This window comes from Enterobacter sp. JBIWA003, assembly GCF_019968825.1.
GTDB lineage: Bacteria > Pseudomonadota > Gammaproteobacteria > Enterobacterales > Enterobacteriaceae > Enterobacter > Enterobacter quasiroggenkampii.
This window is the reverse complement of record NZ_CP074170.1, coordinates 561151-586821: the sequence shown is the minus strand read 5'-3', so window position 1 is coordinate 586821 and position 25671 is coordinate 561151. Positions and strand designations below refer to the sequence as shown.

The following is a 25671-nucleotide window of genomic DNA, read 5'->3' as shown; positions in this document are numbered from 1 at the left end:
AACGTAGGCCCGGTAAGCGCAAGCGCCACCGGGCTTTTTTTTACTCGTCGGCGGCCGCTTCCGCTTTCTTCGCCAGCCCGTCCAGCAGCTTCTGATGGATCCCACCAAAACCGCCGTTGCTCATCACCAGAATATGGTCGCCAGGCTGAGCGGCTTTCACCACCATATCCGCGAGCGCATCCACATCTGCACTCCAGTGTGCCGGCTGAATGCAGGCATCGGCCACTTCCGCGACCTGCCACGGAATATGCTGCGGCTGCAGCAGGAAGACTTCATCGGCACGTCCTAACGACGGCGCGAGATCGTCTTTGCAAATGCCCATCTTCATGGTGTTCGAGCGTGGTTCCAGCACCGCCAGAATGCGCGCGGTACCGCCAACTTTGCCACGCAGGGCGGCAAGCGTGGCCAGAATGGCCGTTGGGTGGTGCGCGAAATCGTCATACACGGTGACGCCGTGAGCTTCACCGCGCAGTTCCAGACGGCGGCGGGCATTGATAAACGAGCCCAGCGCATTCGCCGCATCCGCAGGCTGAACGCCCACGTGACGCGCTGCAGCAATCGCCATCAGGCCGTTGTGCATATTGTGTTCGCCCACCAGGCCCCACTTCACCTCACCCACCTTTTCACCGTCGAGCAGCACTTCCCACTCGGAGGCATCGGCATTGAGTTTCTTCGCCTGCCAGTGGCCCTGCTCGCCCACCAGCTCCTGCTCGCTCCAGCAGCCCATTGCCAGGGTCTGCTTCAGGTTAATGTCGTTTTCCGGCAGGATGATGCGGCCCTGGCCTGGAACAATGCGCACCAGGTGGTGGAACTGTTTCTGAATGGCCTTCAGGTCGTCAAAAATATCCGCGTGGTCAAACTCAAGATTATTGAGGATCAGCGTGCGCGGGCAGTAATGCACGAACTTAGAGCGCTTGTCGAAGAACGCGCAGTCATACTCGTCGGCTTCGATCACAAAGAACGGGCTGTCCCCCAGGCGCGCAGAAACGTCAAAGTTGCCCGGTACGCCGCCGATGACGAAGCCCGGCTTATAGCCGCAGGCTTCGAGGATCCAGGTCGCCATGCCCGCGGTAGTCGTTTTGCCGTGTGTACCGGCAACGGCAACTACCCAGCGGTCACGCAGGACGAAGTCATGCAGCCACTGCGGACCGGACATGAACGGGATATTGCGTTCCAGTACCGCCTCAACGCACGGGTTACCGCGGGTCATGGCGTTGCCAATGATCACCAGATCCGGCTCAGGATCCAGCTGGCTGGCATCGTAGCCCTGAATTAAAGCGATGCCCTGTTTCTCCAGAAGTGTGCTCATTGGCGGATACACATTGGCGTCCGAACCTGTCACCTCATGGCCCAGCGAGCGCGCCAGCATTGCCAGTCCGCCCATGAAAGTGCCACAAATCCCCAATATATGAATGCGCATACGTCACTATCCTTCTTCAATGTGGCGCACATTTTACTCACATGTCAGCGGGTGTGAAACGCATTTCAGGAAAATCCGTATCCTGCTGGCGCGATTCACCTCTGCGCTACTATTTGAATATTTGTTAAGATTGTTGGGCTTTAGTCGTTTTAGTGAACATACAATCGCTCTACTCACAAAGATGCAGGGAAAGTGTTATGAAAACGTTAGGTGAATTTATTGTCGAAAAGCAGCACGAGTTCTCTCATGCTACCGGTGAACTCACTGCTTTGCTGTCGGCAATAAAGCTGGGCGCTAAGATCATCCACCGTGATATCAACAAGGCCGGTCTGGTCGATATCCTGGGTGCCAGCGGTGCCGAGAACGTTCAGGGCGAGGTTCAGCAGAAACTCGATCTGTTCGCAAATGAAAAACTGAAAGCTGCACTGCGCGCGCGCGACATCGTTGCGGGTATCGCCTCCGAAGAAGAAGATGAAATTGTTGTTTTCGAAGGGTGTGAACACGCGAAATACGTTGTTCTGATGGATCCGCTCGACGGCTCCTCCAACATCGACGTTAACGTTTCTGTCGGTACCATTTTCTCCATCTACCGCCGCGTCACGCCTGTTGGCACGCCGGTGACCGAAGAAGATTTCCTGCAGCCGGGCATTAATCAGGTTGCTGCTGGTTACGTGGTTTATGGCTCTTCCACCATGCTGGTGTACACCACCGGGTGCGGCGTACACGCCTTTACGTACGATCCTTCCCTGGGCGTTTTCTGTCTGAGCCAGGAACGCATGCGCTTCCCGGAGAAGGGTAACACCTACTCCATCAACGAAGGCAACTACATCCGCTTCCCGAACGGCGTGAAGAAGTACATCAAATTCTGCCAGGAAGAAGATAAAGCGACGCAGCGCCCTTACACGTCCCGCTATATTGGCTCCCTGGTCGCGGATTTCCACCGTAACCTGCTGAAAGGCGGCATCTACCTCTACCCAAGCACCGCCAGCCACCCGGACGGGAAACTGCGTCTGCTGTACGAATGCAACCCGATGGCGTTCCTGGCCGAACAGGCGGGCGGCAAGGCGAGCGACGGTAAAGAGCGTATTCTGGAGATCGTGCCGGAAAGCCTTCACCAGCGCCGTTCATTCTTCGTCGGCAACAACCACATGGTTGAAGATGTCGAACGTTTCATCCGTGAGTACCCGGACGCATAATCCCTCTCTTCAGGGGAGCCGATCCGGCTCCCCTGGTCATTTATATATTTTACCGTATAAGTGTTTATAAAAAACATGCTTTAATCTTCGCCACTGCTCCTGCATTATTTCCATAACAGTTTGACAGATATTTCGTGGAGCAGAATCGCAATGAAAAATTATTCCCGTGCTAATACCGGTATTGATTTAAATCTTATCCCTGTATTTATTGAAATCGTCCGCTGCGGCAGCATGGCAAAGGCCTCTTTGCGTCTGGAGATGTCCCGTCCTGCGGTGAGTCTGGCATTAAAGCGTTTTAATCAACTCTTTGATGAGCCGTTATTTTTCCGTAAAGGTTTATATCTTGAACCGACTGAAAAAGCGTTAGCCTTAACCAGTTCGCTGGAAATATTAATGGGTGAAATTCACGATAATATCGGGGCGCTTAATTCCGGAAGGAATAAAACCCCGGCACAGAACGTACCGGGGCTGGGTAATATTATGCCGCGTTCTGAGTCGTCACTTTGAATGATGACATGGCTTCCATCAGCTGACGCGACTGCTCCTCAAGGGAGCGGGTCGCGGCAGAGGATTGCTGCACCAGCGCCGCATTCTGCTGCGCGGTTTCGTCCATCTGGTTCACCGCAATATTCACCTGCTCAATGCCGCGGCTCTGCTCATGAGACGCGGTCGCAATCTCACGCATCAGTTTGGTCATACGCAGCACTTCGGTTGCGATCTCGTCCATCGTTTCGCCAGCCTGCTGGGCCAACTCGCTGCCCTCGTTAACGTGGGTCTGCGAGTCGCCGATAAGCGTTCGAATCTCTTTCGCCGCGTCGGCGCTGCGGCTGGCAAGGTTGCGCACCTCGCCCGCGACGACGGCAAAACCGCGCCCCTGCTCGCCCGCACGCGCCGCTTCCACGGAGGCGTTAAGCGCCAGAATATTGGTCTGGAAGGCAATGCCGTCGATGACGCTCAGGATGTCAGCGATACGCGCCGAACTGCCGGAGATATCGCGCATTTTTTCAATCACGTAGCAGACCATTTCACTGCCGTGATCGGCCGTGTCGGACACCGATTTCGCCAGCTGGTGCGCCTGCTCGGCGTTATCGGCGTTGAGCTTCACCGTGGCGGTGATCTGTTCCATGCTGGCCGCCGTCTGCTCCAGCGACGTGGCGGTGGATTCCGTACGCTCGGCAAGATCCCGGTTTCCCAGCGTCAGCTCGCGGCTGCCGGTGTCAATCTGCGCGCTGGCATCGCGTACCCGCAGAACCGAGTTCATCAGCGACTGACGCATCTCCTCTATCACCGCGTTAAGGCGGTTAAACTCCTGGCTCGCGGGTGCAGCCAGCGTATGGGTTAAATCGCCCGCTGCTACATTCTCCAGTTGAGCAATCGACGCCGAGAGCGGCTTGAGCAGCATATGGCGCAGCGCCAGCCAGGCCAGCACAATAATGCCCGCCGTCAGCAGCGCCGCCACGATAATCAGGATCAGGACGCGGGTTTTGCTCGCCTGCACGGCACTCACTTCCGCCAGACCTCGCGCTTCGCTCCATTTCTGAAACGCCTGCATGTCATTATCGAACGTTGACGCCAGCGGGATCAGCGTCTTCTCCAGCAGATCGTAATACCCGTCCGCGCTCTGGTCATTGAGGGTTTTCAGCATCGGGTTGATCCCCTGCTGGGTATACGCCCCCAGGCTGGCCGCCACCTTATTGAGCAGCTGTTGCCCCTGCTCGTCAGCCACGCCGCCGTCGATCACGCCCTTCAGCATTTTCTGGGCCAGGGCGACTTCCTGGTTGATGTTTTTTACCGCGTTGGCCGCATCGTCCAGCATGCCGATTTCCATCATGCGGACGGCCTGACCCGCTTCATTGCGCGCGCGGAGGATCAGCGTATAGCCTGAATTAAGCTGCACCATTTGCTCACCCTGAAGGTGATTAATACGCTGCAGCGAAGAAGAACTCTGTGTGAGGGCATAAATGCCAATGCCGCTGACAATCAGCAGCAGAAGGGTCATAACGGCCAGTAAAGAGAGCAAGCCGGTACGAATCGATAGCGTTTTCAGCATGATATTATTTCCGGTAGCGAGATATTTCTGGGCATAAAAAAAGAGTATCGGCCGCTACCGGAAAATGTTTAGACTTTAAGCAAATTCAGCGTGTTATCGCTCTGTTACCGATGTGTTCACGCGGGTAACAGGCGAGCTTTGACGGTTCTCCCAGAGCACCGTCAGACCACGCTGTAGGGCAATAAAAATAAACAGCAGAATGCCGATGGCGATCTTCGTCCACCAGGAGCTGAGCGTGCCGTCAAAGTTGATATAGGTTTGTATCAGCCCCTGAATCGCCACGCCGAACAGCGTCCCCAGCACCGTCCCCACGCCGCCGCTGAGTAGCGTGCCGCCGATGACCACAGAAGCAATCGCATCCAGCTCAACGCCCACGCCTGCGAGGGCATAGCCCGCCTGGGTGTATACCGAGAAGACGATACCCGCCAGCGTCGCCAGGCCGGTCGAGAGCATATAGATGCGGATGGTGGTGCTGCGGGTCGAGATCCCCATCAGGTTGGCCGACGTGGCGTTGCCGCCAATGGCGTAAACCTGATTGCCAAACCGGGTACGGTGAGCAAGGAAGATGCCAATGACGACCACGCCCAGCATCAGCAACCCCATCGCGCTCAGGCGGCCGCCGCCGGGGATTTTCCACGCCAGGCTGGAGAGCGTGTCGTACACCGGATGGTTAATCGGAATCGACTCTTCCGACACCAGGTAGCTCACCCCACGGAGGAAGAACATTCCCGCGAGGGTAATAATAAACGCCGGAATCTTTAACGCGTCGATCAGCAGCCCCATAAAGGCGCCAAACGCGCAGCCCATCACCAGCACCAGCGGAAACGCCACCAGCGGCGAGATGCCCCAGAAGCCGATCGCCTTTGCGAGGAATACGCCCGTAAACGCGATCACCGAGCCGACGGAGAGGTCGATCCCGCCGGAGAGGATCACAAAGGTCATGCCGACGGCGATGATGCCTAAAAAGGCGTTATCGGTCAGGATATTGCAGATCACGCGCGTCGAGGCAAAGCCGGGGAACTGCGTCAGACAGTAGAGGTAGCCCAGCACAAACACGCCCAGCGTGATCATTAGCGGTAAATTACGTTTTATCATGGCCACGGATCCCCTTAATGATGCTGACAAAGCGCGGCGACTGGACGATCAGCACGCAGAGCACGACCACCGCTTTCACCACCTGGTTGAGTTCCGGCTGGAAACCGGAGAGCAGGATCCCGGTGTTCATGCCCTGAATGATCAGCGCGCCGATCACCGAGAGCAGCAGGTTAAAGCGTCCGCCCATCAGCGACCCGCCGCCGATGACCACCGCCAGGATCGCATCCAGCTCCAGCCAGAGCCCGGCGTTGTTGGCATCGGCTCCGCGGATATCCGCCGCGACGATCACCCCGGCGATGGCGGCGCAGATACCGCTCAGCACGTAGGTCAGCATCACCATCAGCCGCGTGTTGACCCCGGCGTTGCGCGCGGCGCGGATGTTGATCCCGACGGCCTCAATGAACATGCCCAGTGCCGTTTTGCGGGTGAAAAGCCAGAACACCACTAACGTCACCAGGGCAATAATCACTGGCGTCGGGAAGAACAGAAGGTTGCCGCTGCCGAGCCACGCCAGGCTCGGTGAGTTGAAGGTAACAATCTGTCCGGAGGTAATCAGCTGCGCGACGCCACGCCCGGCTACCATTAAAATCAGCGTGGCGACAAAGGGCTGGATTTTCAGCACCGCCACCAGAATACCGTTCCATAACCCGGCCAGCACGCCGGTACCTAAGGCTGCCAGCAGGACCACCGGCAGGCTGTGCCCGGCCACGGTCATGGAGGCGGCCGTGGCCCCGGCGATAGCCATCACCGCGCCGACGGAGAGGTCAATCCCGCCGGTGGCAATCACCAGCGTCATCCCGATGGCCAGCAGCGCCACGGGCGCGGCACGGTTTAAAATGTCTATCGGGCTGCCAAACAGGCGGCCATCCTGCACGATGATCTGGAAGAAATGCGGGGCAACCAGGCTATCAACCAGCAACACCACCAGCAGCGCCGCGATTTGCGGCGTGCCGGTCGGCCAGCTGAAGCGGCGCTTTGACTCACCGGTTTGCGAAAGCGAACGGGACATCACGATTCACTCCTTATGCCGCGATGGCATTCATGATCGCCGGAACGGACAGCTTATCCAGCGGGATCTCTGCCACCTGTTTACGATCGCGCATGATGATGACGCGATCGGCATAGCCCACCAGCTCTTCCAGCTCGGACGAAATGACCAGCAGCGCCAGACCGTCCGCACACAGCGTTTCGATAAGCCGGATAATTTCGGCGTGCGCCCCCACGTCAATGCCGCGGGTCGGTTCGTCGAGGATCAGGAACTGGGGTTTGGTCAGCAGCCAGCGCGACAGCAGCACTTTCTGCTGGTTACCGCCGGAGAGAAATTCAATGGGCTGTTCCGCGCTCGGGGTGCGGATGCCGAGCTGGCGGATAAACCGCTCGGCAATGGCGTTCTGCTCTTTGCGAGGGATAGGCCGCAGCCAGCCGCGCTGGGCCTGTAGCGCCAGAATGATATTTTCCCGCACCGAGGCCGCGGCAATAATGCCGTCCGTTTTCCGGTCCTCCGGGCAGAAGCCGACGCCGAGACAGGAGGCCTGATGCGGCGATCGCAGGGTTTGCGGTTTGCCCTTGATCAGCGCGCTGCCGCTGTCGGCCGGCTTGATCCCAAAGATCACCTCGGCGGTCTCGGTTCGACCCGAGCCTAACAGGCCCGCCAGCCCGACAATTTCGCCTGGCCGCACCTCAAGGTTAAACGGCGAGATGACCCCTTTTTTACCGTAATCGCTGAACGCGGCGACCGGCTTCTCGCTCAGCAGCGTGCGGCCCGCGCGCTGAAGGGCGTTGGTCTCCAGCTCACGGCCCAGCATCATTTTGACCAGCTCGATCTGCGGCAGCTCGCGGGTTTCGCGGCAGCCGACAAAGCTGCCGTTGCGCAGCACCGTAATGCGATCGCTCACCTCATACACCTGATCGAGGAAATGGGTAACGAAGATCAGGCTGACGCCCTGATCGCGCAGCTGGCGCATCAGGGTAAAGAGCATCTCCACCTCCTGGGTATCGAGGCTGGCGGTGGGTTCGTCGAGGATCAGCACCTTTGCGGAGAGATCGATGGCGCGACAAATGGCGACGATCTGCTGCATCGCCACGGAAAAGCGGTTCAGCGGCTCGCGGACGTCGAGGGAGAAGCCGTAGGATTCCATCAGCGTTGTCGCCCGCGCCTCCATCTCTTTACGGCGCAGCAGGCCAAAGCGTCGTGGCTCACGGCCAATAAACAGGTTATCCGCCACCGACATATTCGGCAGCAGGTTCACTTCCTGATAGACCGTCCCGATCCCCAGCTGCTGGGCATGGGCGGTGTTTTTGGGTGAAATGGCGTTGCCTTCCAGCCAGATGGTGCCGCGGTCAGCGTGATAAACACCGGTCAGGGATTTAATCAGCGTCGATTTTCCCGCGCCGTTTTCGCCCAGCAGCGCCATGATCTCCCCGCGCCGCAGGCTGAAATCAACGTTATCCAGCGCCTTTACGCCGGGAAAGAATTTACTCAAGCCCTCTGTGCGGAGGATTTCCTGGTGTTGTTCAGTGGTCATGGTTTCCCCCTCACCCTGACCCTCTCCCCGGAGGGGAGAGGGGATTGATCGTGCCAGTTGTTAATATCCAGCTCCGCCCTGCCTTTCTCCCTCTCCCCTCCGGGGAGAGGGCTGGGGTGAGGGGCGCGGGTCTTAGTAGCCCATATTTTTCTTCTTCTCTAACTCTTCTTTCGCCGTATCAGGCAGGTAGAGGGTGGACTTGGTGACCGTCACTTTCTCCGGCATCGTGCCGTCTTTCTTGAATTTCTCCAGCGCGTCGAATGCCGGGCCCGCCATGTTTGGCGTCAGCTCCACGCTGGCGTTGGCTTCGCCGTCGATCATCGCTTTGTAGATGTCCGGCACGCCGTCGATAGAGCCGGTGAGGATATCTTTGCCCGGCTTCAGGCCCGCTTCTTTAATGGCCTGAATCGCACCGATCACCATGTCATCGTTGTGGGCGTAAACCATGCAGATGTTCTTGCCGTTGTTTTCAGCCTTAATGAAGCTCTCCATGACCTCTTTACCTTTGCTGCGGGTAAAGTCGCCGGACTGAGAGCGGATAATCTTGATGTTTGGCGCTTTCGCGATGGCTTCAGCAAAGCCTTTTTTACGGTCGATGGCCACGCTCGCCCCGACGGTACCCTGCAGTTCAACGACGTTACACGGCTTGCCGTCGACCTGTTTTACCAGCCAGTCACCAATTAACTGCCCTTCCAGCACGTTGTTGGCCGTCACGGTGGTCATATAGAGAGATTTGTCTTTGACGTCGATGGAACGATCGAGGAGGAAGACCGGGATCTCAGCGTCTTTCGCTTCCTTCAGGACGGGTTCCCAGCCGGTCGCCACGACGGGGGCAATAAAGATGGCATCCACGCCCTGGGCGATAAAGGAGCGCACGGCTTTGATCTGATTCTCTTGTTTTTGCTGACCATCGGCGATTTTCAGGGTAATACCGCGTTTCTGAGCTTCGCTTTTCGCCACGTTGGTTTCTGCCGCTCGCCAGCCAGATTCAGAGCCGACTTGCGAAAAACCTACGGTTAAGGGAGCGGCCATCGCCATAGACGACATGGCTGCCGAAACGGCTGTGACCAGGAGTAAGCGCTTCCACATATGAACGTCCTCGTAGGGTGAGTTATTGTTGGTTAAAAGATGTTCTGCGGAATGACTATAGCCCATGAAATATGTAACGAATTGCGTTACATCACACTTCAGAAAAGTGAATAAAACGTTAATCACAAGTTTGTAATCGCTTTCATTTCTCCATGAAAAATGCGGCTGAGTTTATGGATTTTTCTGTCATGGAATCGGTCTGAAAAGTGGGAATAACGTGGAGAGAAGGCGAAAACAGGCGGAGACATTCAGCGCGAGTTGGCTATAATACCTGCCACTTGTTTACCATCCATTTTAAAGGACACCGACATGAGCTTACTCAACGTCCCAGCAGGTAAAGAACTGCCAGAAGACATCTACGTAGTTATCGAAATCCCGGCTAACGCAGATCCGATCAAATACGAAGTGGACAAAGAGAGCGGCGCCCTGTTCGTAGACCGTTTCATGTCTACCGCGATGTTCTATCCGTGCAACTACGGTTACATCAACCACACCCTGTCTCTGGACGGTGACCCGGTTGACGTGCTGGTCCCAACGCCATACCCACTGCAGCCAGGTGCAGTGATTCGCTGCCGTCCTGTTGGCGTGCTGAAAATGACCGACGAATCCGGTGAAGATGCGAAGCTGGTTGCGGTACCGCACACCAAGCTGAGCAAAGAATACGATCACATCAAAGATGTGAACGACCTGCCAGAGCTGCTGAAAGCGCAGATTACTCACTTCTTCGAGCACTACAAAGACCTCGAAAAAGGCAAGTGGGTTAAAGTTGACGGCTGGGACAACGCAGAAGCAGCGAAAGCGGAAATCATCGCCTCTTTCGAACGCGCTGCTAAGAAGTAATTCTTACTGCCGATTAAAAAAAGCCCCGCATGCCGGGGCTTTTTTGTGGCTGGAAATGTAGGCCGGGTAAGCGCAGCGCCACCCGGCAAGAGGCGTAAAAAAACAACGCCACCTCACGGTGGCGTTGTTTTTTTTCAGTACTGGTCTCTGTCTAACCAGTTACCGCTTACAATCCGCGTTAACCCTTCGACCGGACGCTGGTAGACATACATCCACGCACTTCCGTACGGCGTCTGGATCAACTGGCGCGCGTATTCACCGCCCCTGGTGCGCAAGGCATCAAGTTCGGCAAGTGTCGCGTTATCAATACGATAAACTTCACCCTGTACTGTTCCTTCGCCGGGAACCGCGCCTGGATAGTGGCCCAGGCTGTACAACTGGTAGTTCTCGATATTGTAATTCCCCAGCAGCAGGGCATTGGTCATCCAGTGACTGTTGCCTTGCTTGGTTCGTAAACTGCCGTAGACAAATATTCGCATTGCTAAAACTCAAACTGATAGAGCAGATCAAGTGCCTGGTCTACGCCGGACACTGCTTCCAGATATAGCTTAGGCATCAGGCGATAGCGTAACGTGAGTGTTGCCAGTGAGTCAAAGATCCCCACACCATATTTTACCTGCAGACCCGGCAGTACATAGCCGCTGACCACCACCTGCGAGGAGTCACCCACGCCCTGGGTGTCCAGCGCCAGATTGCTTACGCCGAACGTCTCGCCGATTTTACCCACAACCTGCCCACTTTGTGCAACCCCCAGCCCTACTAACATCGAGGTCATCGCCGCACTGTCGCTCTGACCGCTGTCGAGACCTTGTCCACGCAGCAGGTAAGAGAGGGCTTCCTGCTGGGACATCGCCGGGTCAGAGAAGATCTCCGCCTTCGGTTCGTCAGCAGAACCGGTGACGCGTACCCCAGCAATGACGTCGTTTTCCGTCGCTTCCGGGTTACGAATCGCTTCGATGTTCAGCAGAGGCTGATCCGGTGGACCGGAGAACAGCAGCTCGCCTTTACGGACAATCAGATCCTGACCATAAGCGTGGAAACGCCCTTCAGGAATATTGATTTGCCCGTTCAGGCCTAGCCCTTGTTTATCCTGCGCCACCTTCAGGTCGCCCGTAAGCCTCGCCTTCAGCCCAAACGCATCCAACCGCACGTTATTCCCCACGTGCACGATAAGGTTACTATTAATCGGTATGCCAGCGCTCTTCTGTTCGACAGGTTTCAGATTTTCATTGAGCATAACTTCATCACTTGAGACGCCGACCGCACTTTCCGGCACATCGTGAACCACGATGCGCGCCCACGGCACGTCGACGCGACCGTCAAGCGTGAAGAGGCTTGGCGTGGCTTCAAAGACCACATCAGGCGAGACGTCCAGACGCACCATCGGCGGTACGGTGATGCGCACCTTACTGCCTTTCGCGGCAATACGGGCGCGCCAGTTATCGAGCTGGCTCCAGTCCGCGTCGCCGCTCAGGTTGATTTGCCCTTGCTGCGTCAGTACCGAGCCGCTTAGCGTCGAGCTCATGCCGTTGAAGTTCATGGCGATCTGGCTGGGCTGCATGTCAAACGGCATAAAGTTGCCGTCAATATCCACGCCGCTGAGCCGCAGCTGGCCGAACAGCTGAGGGCTTTGCGCATTGCCCGCCAGGCGCAGGTTGGCATTCACCATGCCCTCGGCTTTTTCCCCGCGTGCGAAAATCGGGTTCACCATCGCCAGGTTGAAGTTGCGGATAGTGACGTTGCCACCCAGATTTCGCCGTCCCTGTGGGTCGGTAATTTGAACCTTCCCGTCAAACTGACCGTTATTGGTAAGGCGAATCAGCCACCCCAGCTCCGCACGGTTGTTATGCAGGTCAGCGCTCAGGTTCAGGGTGTCGAAGGCCACCGGCAGCGGCGCGTCATTCACCTCCTGCGTCACCTTCACGTTACGCCCGGACAGCGTGATGCTGCCCTGAGGCAGGCCCTCTTTGGTGGTGTCCCAGGCGACATCGGCTTTCCCGCTGAAGACGCCGCTCGCCTGCGTGGTCTCCGGCATAAACGGTTTTAGCATCGCCAGATCGAAGCGGTTGAGGTTGATCTGCGCGCGCCCTTCCGCGCCCGCATCGATGGTCTGCGGCACGCACAGTTCCGCATTCGGGTTGGTCCAGCAGTGCGGCCCAATGCTGATCTTCTGCTCGGCGTTGCGGTAGTCCAGAGCAATGGCGCGCGACAGCGCCAGCGGCCCGACCGGCGTATTGAAACGGGTGTTATCCAGCGTCCCTTTCCAGCGCTCCTGTTTGCGGTCGAAGCTGCCGGTCAGGTGAAGCTGGCCGGAGACCGGCTCGCCCTGCACCCGTAGCTGCAGGTCGTGCTGCTTCTCGTTCCCTTTAGCGTCCAGGGTGACCAGGCTGATGTTCACGTCCGGCTGAGAAATACGCTCCACGCGCAGGTTCAGGTTACCGCCGATCTGGTCGGTGGATTTCACATCCCCTTCCACGCGGACGCGGGCAACGCTTAGCTCTTGCCAGCGCAGGTTATTGGCGGTGATATCCGCCAGCAGCTGCGGTGCGTCTACCGTGCCGCGCACCTTCACGAGTCCTTTCGCCGTACCGCCAAGCCCCGGCAGGGCGTTATCCAGATTCGGCGCGTCGATGGTGGCATCCAGATTAAGATCTTTCACCCCCAGCTCGCCTTTGATATCCGCCGTGTTGCGCCCCAGGGCCACGTGCAGGCCCGGGATAACCCACTGCAGATAACTGTTGCCTTTCACCGAGCCTTCAACGTTTACCTTGTTCTGCTTCACGTTCCCGGTGAGCTTGATCTCCGGCACGTCCATCTGCCACGTGCCGCCGTACAGGCTGCCGCGGGTTTTGATCAGACCATCGAGCTTCGACGGCCAGTCCGGCACCTCTTTGGCGGTGTTAATGCCCGTCAGCTTCAGCTCGCCGCGCCAGCTGATCGCCTGCTGCCAGTCGAGCAGCGCGGTCAGCTCGGTTTTACCTTCCAGCGCCGCGACGGTCAGCTTGTCGAGGTTGACCTGCTGTTCGTTGCCCTTCGCATCCAGGGTGATGTTCGCGGGCGGCACGCCCTGCCCCTTCACCGCGGTGCGGAACGAGAGCGTGTAGTCGGTCATCTTGCCGCTCAGCTTCAGCTTCAGGTCATCGGCCTGGAACTGCTTTTCGCCGGTGAACGGCCAGGAAAGCTGCTTGCTGACAACCTCAAGATTGAGCGGCAGCCCGGCTTCCGCCAGCTGGGTTTGCGCACGCAGGGCCATATCCACCGGGCCGGAGAGATTCACGCCAACATCGAGCTTATCGCGCAGCGCCCCGCCCACCTTGACCTTCACTTTCTCGCCTTTCAGCGGGTCGATGTTCAGGGTGCTATTCAGCGTGATATCCACCGGCCAGCTGTCGCGCAGCAGGGCATTACCTGACGCATTCACCGAGCCCTGGTTGGTGTCGATATCCAGCGCGTCGAGCTTCATGTTGCCGTCAATGCTGCTGACCTTCAGCAGCATGTTATAGACCGTCAGGTCGGTATCGCCCGTCAGACGCAGCTGTTCGCCTTTGAATTCCTCAATGTTAAGGTTCAGCGGCAGATGAACGTCGGTCATTTCCGGCAGCACAGGCTTCGAGAAGAGGTCTTTCAGCGTTTCGCCCAGCGGCTTCTCTTCCGGCTGCGGGTTCTGGATCTTCGGCTCGACGATCTCTTCCTGCGCCACGTCGGCCACTTTCGGCAGCGCGATCAGCAAGCCCTGCAGGGACGTTGGCGTCAGAGTGAGGTTTTTCTCCTGCCAGCGCAGGCCGGAGGTGAAATCCATCACGGACACGGTGGTGTCGTCGATTTTGATATTGATGTTATCGAGCGCGACCCGATAAAGCGCGATCGGGTACGGCGTGGAGAGATTCAGTGGGCCGCTGTCCTCTTCTTCAACCGGCGCAGACTTCGGCATTTTCTTCGAGTCTATCGCCACGTTGACATCTTTTAGCGACAGATCGTTGACGCAGAGCTTGCTGTCCCGCAAACAGCCCAGCTTCACCGCCAGGTGAAACTCCCCGGCGTTAACCGCCACGCCCGGCTGCTCATAGCGGATGTTCTTCAGGCGCAGGTCACGCCAGCCGCCCGTCACCTGGCCAATTTCCAGCCCCGGTACCCAGCGGTTCGCGGCGTTAAACAGCAGATGCAGCCCGGTCGTCGTTCCTACCAGAAACGCCACCGTACCGAGCAGCAGCACGATAAAGATCAGCACTCCGAGGCTTATTTTCTTCCATAAACTCATAATTCAGGCCCCAGACCGATGTAAAACTGTAATCCGTGTTCATCTTTGTCACCCACCGGCACGGCGAAATCGAGCTTGATGGGCCCGACGGGTGACTGCCAGCGCACGCCGACGCCCGCGCCGGTTTTAAAGTCGCTGCGGCGGATATCGTTCACCGCTTCACCGCCGTCAACAAACATGGCGCCCCACCACTTTCCGCTGACGTTGTACTGGTACTCCAGCGAGCCCGTCGCCAGTTTTGACGCACCGGTCAGCTGGCCCTTTTCGTTCTCAGGTGAGATCGATTTGTACTTATACCCGCGAATGCTGCGGTCGCCCCCGGCGAAGAAGCGCAGATCCGGCGGAACGCGCTCGAAGTCTCCCGTTTCTATCCAGCCGAGATTGCCGCGCATCACAAAGCGATGTTTATCGTACAGCGTGCGGATCCAGACGTTTTGCGCCTGAAAGACGGAGAAGTCCACGTCGGAGCCCCAGGCGGTGTTGGAATAATCGATGGAGTAGCGCTGTGAGTCGCCCCAGGTCGGCATCAGGCCCCCGCGCGAGCGGGTGCGGCTGATCATCACCCCCGGATAAAGCAGCATAGTGGTGTTGGTGACGTTAGCCTGGGTAAAGTGATCAAGGCTCCAGCGCAGGTTAATGGCGCGCTGCCAGCCGCTGGAGAGATCCCAGAAGCGGGAGACCGCAAGCGTCGTCGAGTCCTGCTCGGTGTCGTTCAAATCGGTGCGCTTAAAGCCGCCCTGCAGAAGGTAATACTGCTCAAGCGGATTTTTCAGCAGCGGCATTTTGTAGCTGAAATCCAGCTGCTGCTCGGGCGCAGAGAGGCTCAGGCTGGTGGTCAGGCTGTGGCCGTACGAGTTCACCCACGGTTTTTTCCACGAGGTTTTCACCCGTGGCCCCACGTCCGTCGAGTAGCCCACACCGGTCTCAATGGTGTTCTCGGTGCGCGGCGAAACAACGCCATGCAGCGGCAACACCTTGGTTTTGCGTGACTTATCAAATTCCGGTGCGACAACCACGGAGTTAAACCAGCCGGTAGCGGAGAGGCGTCGGTTCAGCTCTCCGAGGTCGCTCGACTGGTAGTAGTCCCCTTTTTTGAAGGGCACGAGGTTTTGCAGGTACTCTTCACGAATTTGCGAACCTTCGAACGTCACGTCGCCAAAGCGGTAACGTTCTCCGCTGTCGTAGTCGATATCCCAGAAGGCCTGACGTCGCGCCAGCGCAATGCCCAGCTGGCTTTTGTTGAACTGGCTGTCAAAGTAGCCCTTACGCAGGGAAACGCTGGTCAGCTCTTTTTTGAAATGGTCGTAGTCGCCGTGGTTAAGCACGGTACCGATTTTCGGCCGCGTGCTGAGCAGGTCCAGGTAATCCCGGTCGGTACGCGCCCCGCCGCGCAGGATAACGTTCGTGCCGCCAATCAACACCGGCTCGCCCGGCGAAACGCGGGCAATAAGCACCTGGCGCCCCTTCTTTGGAGGCGGACGGAGGTCAAAATCAATGGTGGGTTCGTAATAACCCAGCGCTTTCAGCCCCTCGCGGATCGCATCATCGACACGCGCGCGAAAACGCCGGTCCGGCGTCACCTCATCACTCTGGATGGTCGATAACTGCGCACGTACGTTTTTTTGTAGCGCCCCGGATAACCCCTCAACCTGCAAACGGACATTCGCCGCGCTGGCAATCCCGCTTGTCAGCAACACACTGACTAAACATAACTGGCGGATTTTTGTCACGTTTTCTCCTGAATATCCCTGTTTCCACCCTGGAAGCAAATGAAGTGCCGCTCCGCGGCAAAATACGGCCTGATGGCCAAAAACCCGAATCGCGGGTTGAAAATGGGTGTAACACCCAAATATTTCTTATGATTAAATCTAGTCTCATTCAGCGCATTTATTGTGTTCAATTAAACGCTTCGTGACAACCTTAACTGAAACATCGCACCCCGGGAGGCCCCATCGTGAGTTTATTCGACAAAAAGCATCTGGTTTCACAAGCAGATGCATTACCGGGACGCAACACCCCTATGCCTGTAGCGACCTTACACGCCGTCAATGGCCATTCTATGACCAACGTGCCCGATGGCATGGAAATCGCCCTGTTCGCCATGGGCTGTTTCTGGGGCGTTGAGCGCCTCTTCTGGCAGCTGCCTGGCGTTTACAGCACGGCAGCCGGCTACACGGGCGGTTACACGCCAAATCCAACCTACCGCGAAGTCTGCTCCGGCGAAACCGGCCATGCGGAAGCGGTACGCGTGGTCTATGACCCTGCGGTAATCAGCTACGAACAGCTCCTGCAGGTCTTCTGGGAGAATCACGACCCGGCGCAGGGCATGCGTCAGGGCAACGACCACGGCACGCAGTATCGTTCGGCTATCTATCCGCTCACGCCTGAGCAGGATGCCGCCGCGCGCGCCAGCCTGGAGCGTTTCCAGCAGGCCATGCGTGAAGCGGGCGATACGCGCGAGGTGACCACGGAAATCGCGACGGCGAAACCGTTCTACTACGCCGAGGACGATCACCAGCAGTATCTGCATAAAAACCCGTACGGCTACTGCGGCATTGGGGGCATCGGCGTTTGCCTGCCGCCACAGCTGGCCTGATCACTGATCCAGCGCCACGCGAGCCGCGTGGCGCGTGGCATTGCTGACCGAGCCGTAATCCATCACTTTGCCCTGCAACAGCAGGTTAAAGACCGGTGCCTGCGGTCGGTTGAGCCGCGTTTGCAGCAGATGGACGGCCTCAATACCCAGCTCGCGGCAGGGCACCGTCACGCCCGTGACCGGTTTTTCCAGACGGTGCGCTAAATTCCATGCAAAATCGGTCGTGATGAGCGAAATGTCTTCCGGAATCCGCAGCCCGTGTCGCGTCAACGCCCTTACCACCCCTTCCGTCATGCTGGTACTGTTCGGGAAAATCACCTCCGGCCACTGCGAGCGGTCATGATTCACTAACCACGCATCCAGCGCCTGCTCGGCCTCTTCTGCGGTAAACCACTCCGTCACGAGCAAATCGCGCTGGGGATCGAAGGCGACATGAAAATGACGGTACGCCTCTTTGATGCCGTCCAGACGCGCGTACAGCGTATCCCGCCGCAGGCAGGTGAGCGTGAGCACGCGGCGATGCCCCTGCTCGAAAAGGTACTGCATGGTGGTGAAGCCGATCGCCCGGTGATCGGGTGACACGGAATCCAGTACCCGATCCCGGTCAACGGAATTAATTAACACGCAGGGCTTATTCAGGGTGCTTGCCAGTTTAAATATGGTGGAATCATCAGTGCCAATAATAATTATCGCGTTAATATTCTTATGGCTGGCCTTTTCCATAAAGACTTTCACATCGGCGTGCTGCTCTTCTAAACCACAGCACGTGACCCACACATTATGCCGCGCGCAGGCTTCAGCAATTCCTTTCGTCACTTCCAGATAAAAAATATCCCCGCGTCCCTGAAAGGTTCTTTCCGGTGCAAAAACAGCGATACCGTTAATGAGCAGTCTTCCGCTCGCCATAGACTCCAGCACACCGAGCTCCCGCGCGGTGCGAACGATCGCTTCCCTGGCTTTATCGCTGGTGTAAGACTTGCCGCTTAATACCCGCGAAACCGTGCTGACGGAATAGCCCGTCAGGGCCGCAATTTCCTCCATTTTTAACTTGCCCGGCATAGTGTGACCTCGCTCTCATTCAGTTTTTGCAAATATTTGCAGAAACAGTCCTTTGATTTTAAAACCAAATTTCAAAACGCCTGGAGATTACTTAATCACCTTGCGAGTATTCTCACAAAAACACATTGTCGCTACCGCTCCCCTTTCCTATTTTCCGGTCATCACTCATTTCAACTGAAATTAAGGTGTGACATGGAGAAGGTACGTTTTGGCATTATTGGAATAGGTAATATCGGTACGGTCCACGCGCGTTATTTACTGGCGGGTACGGTCAGCGACGCCTGCCTTGCCGCAGTTTGTGATAATGCGCCGGAAAAGCATCCGGCCATTCGCCAGCTGGTCGGCACCCTCCCCGTGTTCAGCGACGCGCAGGAGATGCTCCAGAGCGGGCTTATCGACGCGGTGATTGTCGCTACGCCGCATTACGAGCATCCGCGCCTGTCGATGCTGGCGATGCGCAACGGCATCCACACCCTGTGTGAAAAACCGGCGGGCGTGTATACCGCCCAGGTACAGGAGATGAACGCCTGCGCCCAGGCGTGCGATGTGGTGTTCGGCATCATGTACAACCAGCGCCCGAACCCGCTCTACCAGAAGGTGAAAGATCTGATCGACAGCGGCGAGCTGGGTGAGATCCGCCGCTCCAACTGGATCATCACCAACTGGTATCGCTCGCAGAGCTATTACAACTCCGGCGGCTGGCGCGCCACCTGGAAAGGAGAAGGCGGCGGCGTGCTGCTCAATCAGGACCCGCACCAGCTCGATCTCTGGCAGTGGCTGGTCGGTATGCCGGTCCGTCTGCGCGCGTTCTGCCAGTTCGGCAAGCATCGCGATATCGAAGTGGAAGACGACGTCACCGCCTATGCCGAATATGCCAACGGCGCGACGGGCGTGTTCATCACCACCGTGGCGGAAACGCCGGGAACCAACCGGCTGGAAATCGTCGGCGATCGCGGCAAGGTGGTCGTCGAAGAGGGCAAGCTGCGCTACTGGCGGCTGCGGGAATCTGAAACCGCCTTCAACGCCCGCTGGCAGAACGGTTTTGGCGAGCCTGAATGCTGGGAGGTCACGCTTCCCGTGGCCCCGGAATGCAGCGAACACCACGTCATTACCACCAACTTCTGTGCCGCCATCCTGCGCGGCGAGCCGCTCATTGCGCCGGGTCTGGAAGGGATCCACGGGTTGACGCTCTCCAACGCCATGCACCTCTCCACCTGGACGGACGACTGGGTCGAGTTCCCGCTCAACGAAAAACAGTATCTGCGCCTGCTTCAACAACGCATCAGCACCTCAGTGGCTAAAGAGACAGCCAGCGTCACGCTGGACGCCTCAGGCACCTGGTAACTCCGGAGAAGAATGAATGTTAAATGTCGCTATTGTGGGAACAGGGAATATCTCGCACAACCATATTCAGGGCTATTTGCAGTTTGGCCAACGCTGCCGGATCGTCGCGCTGGTTGATATTTATCCGGAAAAAGCCCACGAGAAAAAAGCGCGCTACGGCCTGACGGACGCCCGCGTGTATGACAGCCACCAGCAGATGCTGGCGTCAGAACCGGATATCGATATCGTCGACGTCTGCACGCCGCCCTACGTCCACGCAGAGATCAGCATTGATGCCCTGAACGCGGGCTGCCACGTGCTGTGCGAAAAACCGATGGCCGCCTCGCTGGAGGAGTGCGACGCGATGATCGCCGCACAAAAGGCCAGCGGCAAAATGCTCTCCATCATTGCCCAAAACCGCTTTACCGATGCCTTCTGGCGCTTAAAAGCAGCGCTGGATTCGGAGCTTGCGGGCAAGGTTTGCCACGCGCAGGTGGACTCCTTCTGGTGGCGCGGACACTGCTATTACGACCTGTGGTGGCGCGGCACCTGGGAAAAAGAGGGCGGCGGCTGCACCCTTAACCACGCGGTTCACCACATCGACGCCATCCAGTGGATGCTGGGCTTTCCGTCCGAGGTGGTGGCGATGATGACCAACGTGGCGCACGACAACGCTGAAGTCGAAGACCTTAGCGCCGCAATCTTCAAATACCCCAGCGGTGCGCTCACCCAGCTTACCGCCTCGGTCGTGCACCACGGGGAAGATCAGAAAATCATTATTCAGGGTGAGAAGGCACGCATCTCCGCGCCGTGGCAGGCCTTTGCCAGCGTCAGCGCCGATAACGGCTTCCCGCAGGAAACCCACGACCAGCAGCGCGAAGCGCAGCTCGACGCGGTGTTTAAGCAGACGCCGAAGCTCGAGTGGACGCTGCACGCCGGGCAGATTAATGACCTGCTTTCTGCCATCGAGCACGGCACGGCACCGTTAGTGGATGGGTTACAGGGCAAACGCTCGCTGGAACTGATCGCCGCGATCTATAAATCCGCCATTACCCGCACCGTGGTCTCGCTGCCGATTCAGCGCGACGACCCGTTTTACCGTACCGGTGGGACGAGCGCCCTTGCTCCCCGTTTTTATGAAAAATCCGCAAGCGTCGCCAACTTCAGCGAAGTGGGTGCGATTCCCCTTGGCAAAGACCTGGATTAAGGAGTGACACCATGAACAAAAATGACGGAATGAACTACGCGCCGGTGGGTAAACCTCAGCCGGTTGTCCGCGAGGGGGAGTTTGTTTTTGCCGCTGCCGCGCTCGACCACGGCCATATCTACGGCATGAGTAACGGCCTGATTGAAGCCGGGGCCACGCTGAAGTGGGTGTACGACCCCGATCCGGCAAAAGTGGATAAATTTATCCAGCAATACCCGCAGGTCAACGTGGCGGAGTCGCTGGAGGTGATACTCAACGACGACGAAGTGCGCCTGGTGGCCGGTGCGGCCATCCCGTCAGAGCGCTGCGCGCTGGGGCTAAAAGCGATGGCGGCCGGCAAGGACTACTTCACGGATAAAGCCCCGCTCACCACCCTTGAACAGCTGGCGGATGCCAAAGCGATGGTTGAGAAAACCGGCCGGAAATACGCCGTGTACTACAGCGAACGTCTCCACGTGGAGAGCGCGGTGTTTGCCGGACAGCTGGTGCAGCAGGGGGCCATTGGCCGCGTCGTCCAAACCCTGGGGACAGGCCCGCACCGGGAAGGGACCGGCCGCCCGGACTGGTTCTACGATCGTCGCTACTTCGGCGGCATTCTGTGCGACATCGGCAGCCACCAGATTGAGCAATTTCTGTTTTACACGGGCAACCGTAACGCCACCGTGGTCGCCAGTCAGGCACGCAATTTCAACCATCCGCAGCATCCGGCATTTGAAGATTTCGGTGACGCAACAATCAGGGGCGAAAACGGCGCCAGCGGTTATTTCCGCTGCGACTGGTTCACCCCCGACGGACTCTCAACCTGGGGCGATGGACGTCTGACGCTGCTCGGCACCGACGGGTATATCGAGATCCGCAAATATGTCGATCTCACCCGCGGCGAGCAGGACGTGGTTTATCTCGTCAATAAAGAGGGGGAATTCCGCTATCCGGTCGCCGGACAGGTCGGGTTCCCGTTCTTTGGCGAACTGATCCTCGACTGTCTGCATCGTACCGAAAACGCCATGACGCAGGCGCACGCCTTCAAAGCGGCCGAGCTCTGCGTGAAGGCCCAGATGCTGGCCAACGCGACGGAATAACGGGAGGCGACAATGACGATCCTGAACACGGCGGTTATCGGTGCCGGAGCGATTCACGGCTGCCATGTGAATGCGTTGCGCCTGCTCCCCAACGTCGCGCTACGCGCGCTGGTCGACATCGACAGCGTCAAAGGGCTGGAGCTGGCAATGCGCTATCAGTGCCGCTTCTATCAGGATTACCGGGAAATGCTGCTGGATGATGCCATTGACGTGGTCCACATCTGCACGCCGCATTTCGAGCATAAAAGCATGATCCTGGCGGCGCTCGCCGCCGGGAAGCATGTTTTCTGCGAAAAACCGGTGGGCATGAACAGCAGCGAACTCGTGGATATCACCCGCGCCGCCGAACAGGCGTCGGGTCTGCTCGGCGTGTGCTACCAGAACCGCCTCAACCCCACCAGCCTGCGCATTCGCCAGATGCTGGAGGAGGGCGGGCTGGGAAAAATGCACAGCATTAAGGCCGTGCTGACGTGGTCACGCTCGGGCGCGTACTACACCGAAAGCCCGTGGCGCGGGCGGCTGTCAACGGAAGGCGGCAGCCTGCTGATCAACCAGGCCATTCATACCCTCGACCTGATGCAGTGGTTTGCCGGTGGCGTAACGCGCGTGAAAGGCGTGGTGGACAGCGGCGAGCTGGCGGACGTGACCGAAGGGGAAGACAGCGCAATGGCCACGCTGCACTTTGCCAACGGCGCGCGCGGCCTGTTTTACGCCAGCAACTGCAATACCACCGATTCCCCGCTTCTGATGGAGATCCACTGCGAAAAGGGCTCGCTGCTGCTGCATAACAACGTGCTCTGGTGCATCACCCGCGGCGAGCGCCTCAGGCTGGCCAGCGATGACTCTCCCGACGGCTCGGTCAAAAGCTACTGGGGACTGGGGCACGAGCAGGCGATCCGCCGGTTTTATCACGCCATCACCCACCCGGGGCACACGGATTACACCAACATCCGTGAAGCCGGACATTCACTCACGCTTGTGGAGGCTATTTACCGCTCATCTCAATTAAGACAATGGATAGATATCAATAACTAGAACGTAATTTGTATTCCAGCACTCAATAAAAAAACGACCCGAAAAACGGGTTAATCATTACCCTACACTGGATATTATTATGGTCAAACCAACTGAACGTAGAGTGGGTTATGGCGTAGCACTCGGCTACGGCGTAACCGATCTTTTTGGCGGAGGCGCTTTCGCCATTATCGGCACCTGGCTGTTATTTTTTTACACCACCTATTGCGGACTCTCGGTCATTGAAGCGGGATCGATATTCGCCATTGCCCGCGTGATTGATGCGCTATTAAGCCCGATAATGGGTTATATCACCGATAACTTCGGGGATACCTGGCTCGGGCGTAAATTTGGCCGTCGCCGCTTCTTTTTATTACTCAGTTCACCGCTCATGTTTTTGTATGCCCTGTTATGGCTGACGGACATGGGTTACTGGTACTACCTGGGCACCTACCTCTCTATTGAGCTGCTGTCGGCGATGGTGCTGGTCCCATGGGAGACCCTGGCGGCTGAGATGACGAACCGGTATGAAGAGCGTAGCCGTCTGTCCGGCGTGCGGATGATCTGCTCCCAACTGGGCGGTTTTCTTGCGGTATCCGTTCCCGGGGTGATTATGCAGTTCACGGGGAAAGATAATCCGTTTACCTATACCCTCACCGGGCTGATATTTTCCTGCGTGTTCTGCCTTGCGGTATTTATTACCTGGTACACCACCTGGGAAGCGAAGGATGTGCAGCAGGAATCCAGTTTTAAAGTGGATAACCAGCGCAGCGGCGGGCTACTGAATCACCTGAAATATCTGGTGCTGGATCTCTTTTCCTCCTTCCGTATCCGCGCGTTCCGCCTGCATATTATTATTTATATCTTTTCGTTCACGGCGATGGACGTGTTCGGTTCGGTCTTTACCTATTATGTCGTGTACTGTCTGAGCCAGGATGCGGCTGCGGTATCCGGCTGGCTGAGCATTGCGGCCTTCGCCTCGGTACCCGGCACCTATGGGTTTATGCTGCTGCTGAACCGGCTGAACGTCACGCCGTCTGCCGCCCTGCGGCTCTCCTACGGCTGTATCTTCCTGGTGCTGGCCTTCCTGTTTACGGTCTACCTCACCAAAACGCAGGTACCGACGCTGCTGTTCTCCGCGGTCTTTATTCTGCTCGGTGCCGCCCGCTCTGGCCTCTACTATATTCCGTGGAATATCTACAGCTTCATTCCGGATATTGACGAGATGGTGACCCAGCAGCGCCGCGAAGGGATTTTTGCCGGGGTGATGGTCCTGACCCGCAAGAGCACCGTGGCGATTGCCATCATGATTATTGGCCTGGTGCTGCAGGAATCCGGCTTTGTGAAGGGCAGCGGCGCGCAGCCTGAAAGCGCGCTGGGGGCGATTATCGGCCTGATGATCTTCGCCACGGCAGCCCTGCTGGCGGTAAGCTTCTTCACCACCTACAGGTTCAAGCTCACCCGTGAGACGCACAAGCTGCTCCTCAAGGAGATTGCGCGCCGTAAGCTGGGTGGCGATTACCGCGACTGCGATGCCAGCACCCGCGTGGTGATTAAACAGCTCACGGGCTATGAATACGATCAGGTATGGGGAGGCGATGCCACCCGTCGGGCGGTGGGCGATGTCCGCCTGTCTACCGTGAAATAACGTGATGTACCGGACAGCGCCCGCTGTCCGGTCTGTTTTATGCCAAAAATGTGACCTCTGGCAGATTTACATCTCTTTACGCTATACTACCCGCTGAAATAATCGGCTCAACGCTACGAGCTGGTGTTCAATGTGTTTCCACACAAATGGTATCAACTCCCCTTCTGAGGATCTGGCGAGAAGCCGGATAAACTATGTTAAACAGCCATTTTGAATCCACTTTACTGGGGCAGTATGTCAGTGTTGGTGCGAGTTTGATGGAATTTGGACCTTAGCTATAACTATTGAAAAGATCAAGATATTATGATTAAAGTACGGGTCGGTAGAAGATATAATTTTCTTACTTTTCAAGGGAAGAAACCTGATGAGTTATCCCAAAAAACATCATTACATCCCTGCATGCTATCTGAAAGGCTTTACCAATCAAGGTAAAAGGACATCTTTATTCTGGGCATTTCCAAAAAATAAGCCTGGATTTAAACATGGTACAAACCCTAATGATGCATGTGTGAGCAATAATTATTATAAATTAGAAGAAAATATACGTCCGTTCCTAATTGAAGAATGGTACGGTAATACAGTCGAGACACGTATAGGTGAGTTTTTAGAGACCATAGATACGAGTAAAGGAATTAATTCCGAAGATGAAGGTTTAATCTGGTTGTTATCGTCTTTATTTTTAAGAAACCCACAACATAGAAATAATATCGAAACACCTCTAAGGCAAGAACGAAAAATAGTCGAATCAATGAAAAAAGATCTTAATCAAAGGAATGTTACCTTAGGCATGTCAGTGAGGGATTACATTATCGATGACATTATTGAATATGAACTCAAACAAACCAAAATTGCCTCTTATTACCTTCCTCAATTCAATTACTCACTAATCAAAGCACCAAATAAAATTAATACCATCACAAGTGACTCACCTTTTATTTTATCTCATAATCGATTGCAAACATATGGATTAGCTACTCCAGGGTCAATGATATTAGCCCCGTTAAATAAAAATACATTTCTTTTTGGATGTAAAGAAATGAAATTAAGTCCAATTCATAACGCAACAGATAAAACAATCGCAGATTTAAACACAATGATAATGCTTTCCTCGAATGAAAAGTGTTTTTCTAATAACGATCATTTTTTCATACTTGATGCACAAGATAATATCGCAAGGTATCCATGATCAATTTATAATCTAAAGAACACGCATTAACTATAAATTTATATATGTAAACATATCACTTGGCAACCATATGAGTACTCCCATTC

General features: G+C 56.6%; 20 protein-coding genes. 10 read left to right on the top strand and 10 right to left on the bottom strand.

Going from position 1 to position 25671, the window contains the following annotated elements; translation table 11 throughout:
• Window positions 1–40: 40 nt before the first annotated feature.
• Window positions 41–1420, bottom strand: coding sequence for a UDP-N-acetylmuramate:L-alanyl-gamma-D-glutamyl-meso-diaminopimelate ligase (gene mpl / locus KGP25_RS02810; RefSeq protein WP_223539924.1), 1380 nt, complete (start codon window positions 1418–1420; stop codon window positions 41–43).
• A gap of 197 nt (window positions 1421–1617) precedes the next feature.
• Between mpl and fbp the strand changes: the two genes are divergently transcribed.
• Together fbp and KGP25_RS02800 are read left to right on the top strand one after the other, a co-directional pair.
• On the top strand, window positions 1618–2616 hold the full coding sequence (fbp, locus tag KGP25_RS02805; protein WP_008501416.1) for a class 1 fructose-bisphosphatase: 999 nt from the start codon (window positions 1618–1620) through the stop codon (window positions 2614–2616).
• Window positions 2617–2766: 150 nt separating this feature from the next.
• Window positions 2767–3123 (top strand): LysR family transcriptional regulator, encoded by a 357-nt coding sequence (locus tag KGP25_RS02800; protein WP_024907284.1) that lies wholly within the window; start codon window positions 2767–2769, stop codon window positions 3121–3123.
• Here KGP25_RS02800 and KGP25_RS02795 read toward each other — a convergent pair.
• The 5 genes from KGP25_RS02795 to ytfQ form a co-directional block, all read right to left on the bottom strand.
• The gene (locus KGP25_RS02795) at window positions 3095–4666 is read right to left on the bottom strand and encodes a methyl-accepting chemotaxis protein (RefSeq protein ID WP_223539923.1); all 1572 of its coding nucleotides are present in this window, start codon (window positions 4664–4666) and stop codon (window positions 3095–3097) included. The genes KGP25_RS02800 and KGP25_RS02795 overlap by 29 nt on opposite strands.
• A gap of 93 nt (window positions 4667–4759) precedes the next feature.
• Entirely contained in the window at window positions 4760–5761 is a 1002-nt protein-coding gene (yjfF, locus tag KGP25_RS02790) for a galactofuranose ABC transporter, permease protein YjfF (RefSeq protein ID WP_021240694.1), read from the bottom strand.
• Window positions 5748–6773, bottom strand: a complete 1026-nt coding sequence (gene ytfT, locus KGP25_RS02785) for a galactofuranose ABC transporter, ATP-binding protein YtfT (RefSeq protein ID WP_181575560.1) — start codon at window positions 6771–6773, stop codon at window positions 5748–5750. Before ytfT ends, yjfF begins: the two co-directional genes overlap by 14 nt.
• Window positions 6774–6783: 10 nt before the next feature.
• A complete protein-coding gene (ytfR, locus tag KGP25_RS02780) occupies window positions 6784–8286 on the bottom strand; it encodes a galactofuranose ABC transporter, ATP-binding protein YtfR (RefSeq protein WP_045908045.1) in 1503 nt (500 codons plus the stop codon).
• A gap of 132 nt (window positions 8287–8418) precedes the next feature.
• On the bottom strand, window positions 8419–9375 hold the full coding sequence (gene ytfQ / locus KGP25_RS02775) for a galactofuranose ABC transporter substrate-binding protein YtfQ (RefSeq protein WP_014882271.1): 957 nt from the start codon (window positions 9373–9375) through the stop codon (window positions 8419–8421).
• Between the two features lie 309 nt (window positions 9376–9684).
• Between ytfQ and ppa the strand changes: the two genes are divergently transcribed.
• Window positions 9685–10215, top strand: coding sequence for an inorganic diphosphatase (ppa, locus tag KGP25_RS02770; protein WP_008501423.1), 531 nt, complete (start codon window positions 9685–9687; stop codon window positions 10213–10215).
• Between the two features lie 134 nt (window positions 10216–10349).
• Here ppa and KGP25_RS02765 read toward each other — a convergent pair whose 3' ends face one another.
• Genes KGP25_RS02765 through tamA form a run of 3 tightly spaced genes read right to left on the bottom strand, consistent with a single transcriptional unit; the run spans window position 10350 to window position 16203 of the window.
• Window positions 10350–10694 (bottom strand): gamma-glutamylcyclotransferase, encoded by a 345-nt coding sequence (locus KGP25_RS02765; protein WP_014830431.1) that lies wholly within the window; start codon window positions 10692–10694, stop codon window positions 10350–10352.
• A gap of 2 nt (window positions 10695–10696) precedes the next feature.
• On the bottom strand, window positions 10697–14473 hold the full coding sequence (tamB, locus tag KGP25_RS02760; RefSeq protein ID WP_223539922.1) for an autotransporter assembly complex protein TamB: 3777 nt from the start codon (window positions 14471–14473) through the stop codon (window positions 10697–10699).
• Window positions 14470–16203: an autotransporter assembly complex protein TamA gene (gene tamA, locus KGP25_RS02755; protein ID WP_045908043.1), complete on the bottom strand. Its 1734-nt coding sequence runs from the start codon at window positions 16201–16203 to the stop codon at window positions 14470–14472. Before tamA ends, tamB begins: the two co-directional genes overlap by 4 nt.
• A 224-nt stretch (window positions 16204–16427) precedes the next feature.
• On the opposite strand from tamA, the gene msrA reads away from it, so the two are divergent.
• Window positions 16428–17069 (top strand): peptide-methionine (S)-S-oxide reductase MsrA, encoded by a 642-nt coding sequence (msrA, locus tag KGP25_RS02750; protein ID WP_048027915.1) that lies wholly within the window; start codon window positions 16428–16430, stop codon window positions 17067–17069.
• On the opposite strand, the gene KGP25_RS02745 is transcribed toward msrA, so the two are convergent.
• The gene (locus tag KGP25_RS02745) at window positions 17070–18128 is read right to left on the bottom strand and encodes a LacI family DNA-binding transcriptional regulator (RefSeq protein ID WP_048027913.1); all 1059 of its coding nucleotides are present in this window, start codon (window positions 18126–18128) and stop codon (window positions 17070–17072) included. It abuts the gene before it with no gap.
• A 192-nt stretch (window positions 18129–18320) separates the two neighbouring features.
• Here KGP25_RS02745 and KGP25_RS02740 point away from each other — a divergent pair, with 192 nt between their 5' ends.
• The 6 genes from KGP25_RS02740 (at window position 18321) to KGP25_RS02715 (ending at window position 25585) form a co-directional block, all read left to right on the top strand.
• The gene (locus KGP25_RS02740; RefSeq protein WP_223539921.1) at window positions 18321–19472 is read left to right on the top strand and encodes a Gfo/Idh/MocA family oxidoreductase; all 1152 of its coding nucleotides are present in this window, start codon (window positions 18321–18323) and stop codon (window positions 19470–19472) included.
• Window positions 19473–19488: 16 nt separating this feature from the next.
• Entirely contained in the window at window positions 19489–20658 is a 1170-nt protein-coding gene (locus KGP25_RS02735; RefSeq protein ID WP_048225340.1) for a Gfo/Idh/MocA family oxidoreductase, read from the top strand.
• Window positions 20659–20669: 11 nt separating this feature from the next.
• Window positions 20670–21737 (top strand): Gfo/Idh/MocA family oxidoreductase, encoded by a 1068-nt coding sequence (locus tag KGP25_RS02730; protein ID WP_048027907.1) that lies wholly within the window; start codon window positions 20670–20672, stop codon window positions 21735–21737.
• A 12-nt stretch (window positions 21738–21749) separates the two neighbouring features.
• The gene (locus KGP25_RS02725) at window positions 21750–22772 is read left to right on the top strand and encodes a Gfo/Idh/MocA family oxidoreductase (RefSeq protein ID WP_223539920.1); all 1023 of its coding nucleotides are present in this window, start codon (window positions 21750–21752) and stop codon (window positions 22770–22772) included.
• Between the two features lie 79 nt (window positions 22773–22851).
• Window positions 22852–24399, top strand: a complete 1548-nt coding sequence (locus tag KGP25_RS02720; protein ID WP_045908036.1) for an MFS transporter — start codon at window positions 22852–22854, stop codon at window positions 24397–24399.
• Window positions 24400–24763: 364 nt separating this feature from the next.
• Window positions 24764–25585, top strand: a complete 822-nt coding sequence (locus KGP25_RS02715) for a DUF4238 domain-containing protein (protein ID WP_223539919.1) — start codon at window positions 24764–24766, stop codon at window positions 25583–25585.
• The last annotated feature ends 86 nt before the right edge of the window (window positions 25586–25671 follow it).

Bases quoted from the DNA above. Each gene is read 5' to 3' on its own strand.
- KGP25_RS02730 (WP_048027907.1), top strand. From the start codon at position 20,670: ATGAACAAAAATGACGGAATGAACTACGCGCCGGTGGGTAAACCTCAG.
- KGP25_RS02740 (WP_223539921.1), top strand. From the start codon at position 18,321: ATGGAGAAGGTACGTTTTGGCATTATTGGAATAGGTAATATCGGTACG.
- KGP25_RS02800 (WP_024907284.1), top strand. From the start codon at position 2,767: ATGAAAAATTATTCCCGTGCTAATACCGGTATTGATTTAAATCTTATC.
- tamB (WP_223539922.1), bottom strand. From the start codon at position 14,473: ATGAGTTTATGGAAGAAAATAAGCCTCGGAGTGCTGATCTTTATCGTG.
- ytfQ (WP_014882271.1), bottom strand. From the start codon at position 9,375: ATGTGGAAGCGCTTACTCCTGGTCACAGCCGTTTCGGCAGCCATGTCG.
- fbp (WP_008501416.1), top strand. From the start codon at position 1,618: ATGAAAACGTTAGGTGAATTTATTGTCGAAAAGCAGCACGAGTTCTCT.
- ppa (WP_008501423.1), top strand. From the start codon at position 9,685: ATGAGCTTACTCAACGTCCCAGCAGGTAAAGAACTGCCAGAAGACATC.
- ytfR (WP_045908045.1), bottom strand. From the start codon at position 8,286: ATGACCACTGAACAACACCAGGAAATCCTCCGCACAGAGGGCTTGAGT.
- KGP25_RS02795 (WP_223539923.1), bottom strand. From the start codon at position 4,666: ATGCTGAAAACGCTATCGATTCGTACCGGCTTGCTCTCTTTACTGGCC.
- yjfF (WP_021240694.1), bottom strand. From the start codon at position 5,761: ATGATAAAACGTAATTTACCGCTAATGATCACGCTGGGCGTGTTTGTG.
- mpl (WP_223539924.1), bottom strand. From the start codon at position 1,420: ATGCGCATTCATATATTGGGGATTTGTGGCACTTTCATGGGCGGACTG.
- KGP25_RS02725 (WP_223539920.1), top strand. From the start codon at position 21,750: ATGACGATCCTGAACACGGCGGTTATCGGTGCCGGAGCGATTCACGGC.
- KGP25_RS02745 (WP_048027913.1), bottom strand. From the start codon at position 18,128: ATGCCGGGCAAGTTAAAAATGGAGGAAATTGCGGCCCTGACGGGCTAT.
- KGP25_RS02720 (WP_045908036.1), top strand. From the start codon at position 22,852: ATGGTCAAACCAACTGAACGTAGAGTGGGTTATGGCGTAGCACTCGGC.
- KGP25_RS02765 (WP_014830431.1), bottom strand. From the start codon at position 10,694: ATGCGAATATTTGTCTACGGCAGTTTACGAACCAAGCAAGGCAACAGT.
- KGP25_RS02735 (WP_048225340.1), top strand. From the start codon at position 19,489: ATGTTAAATGTCGCTATTGTGGGAACAGGGAATATCTCGCACAACCAT.
- KGP25_RS02715 (WP_223539919.1), top strand. From the start codon at position 24,764: ATGAGTTATCCCAAAAAACATCATTACATCCCTGCATGCTATCTGAAA.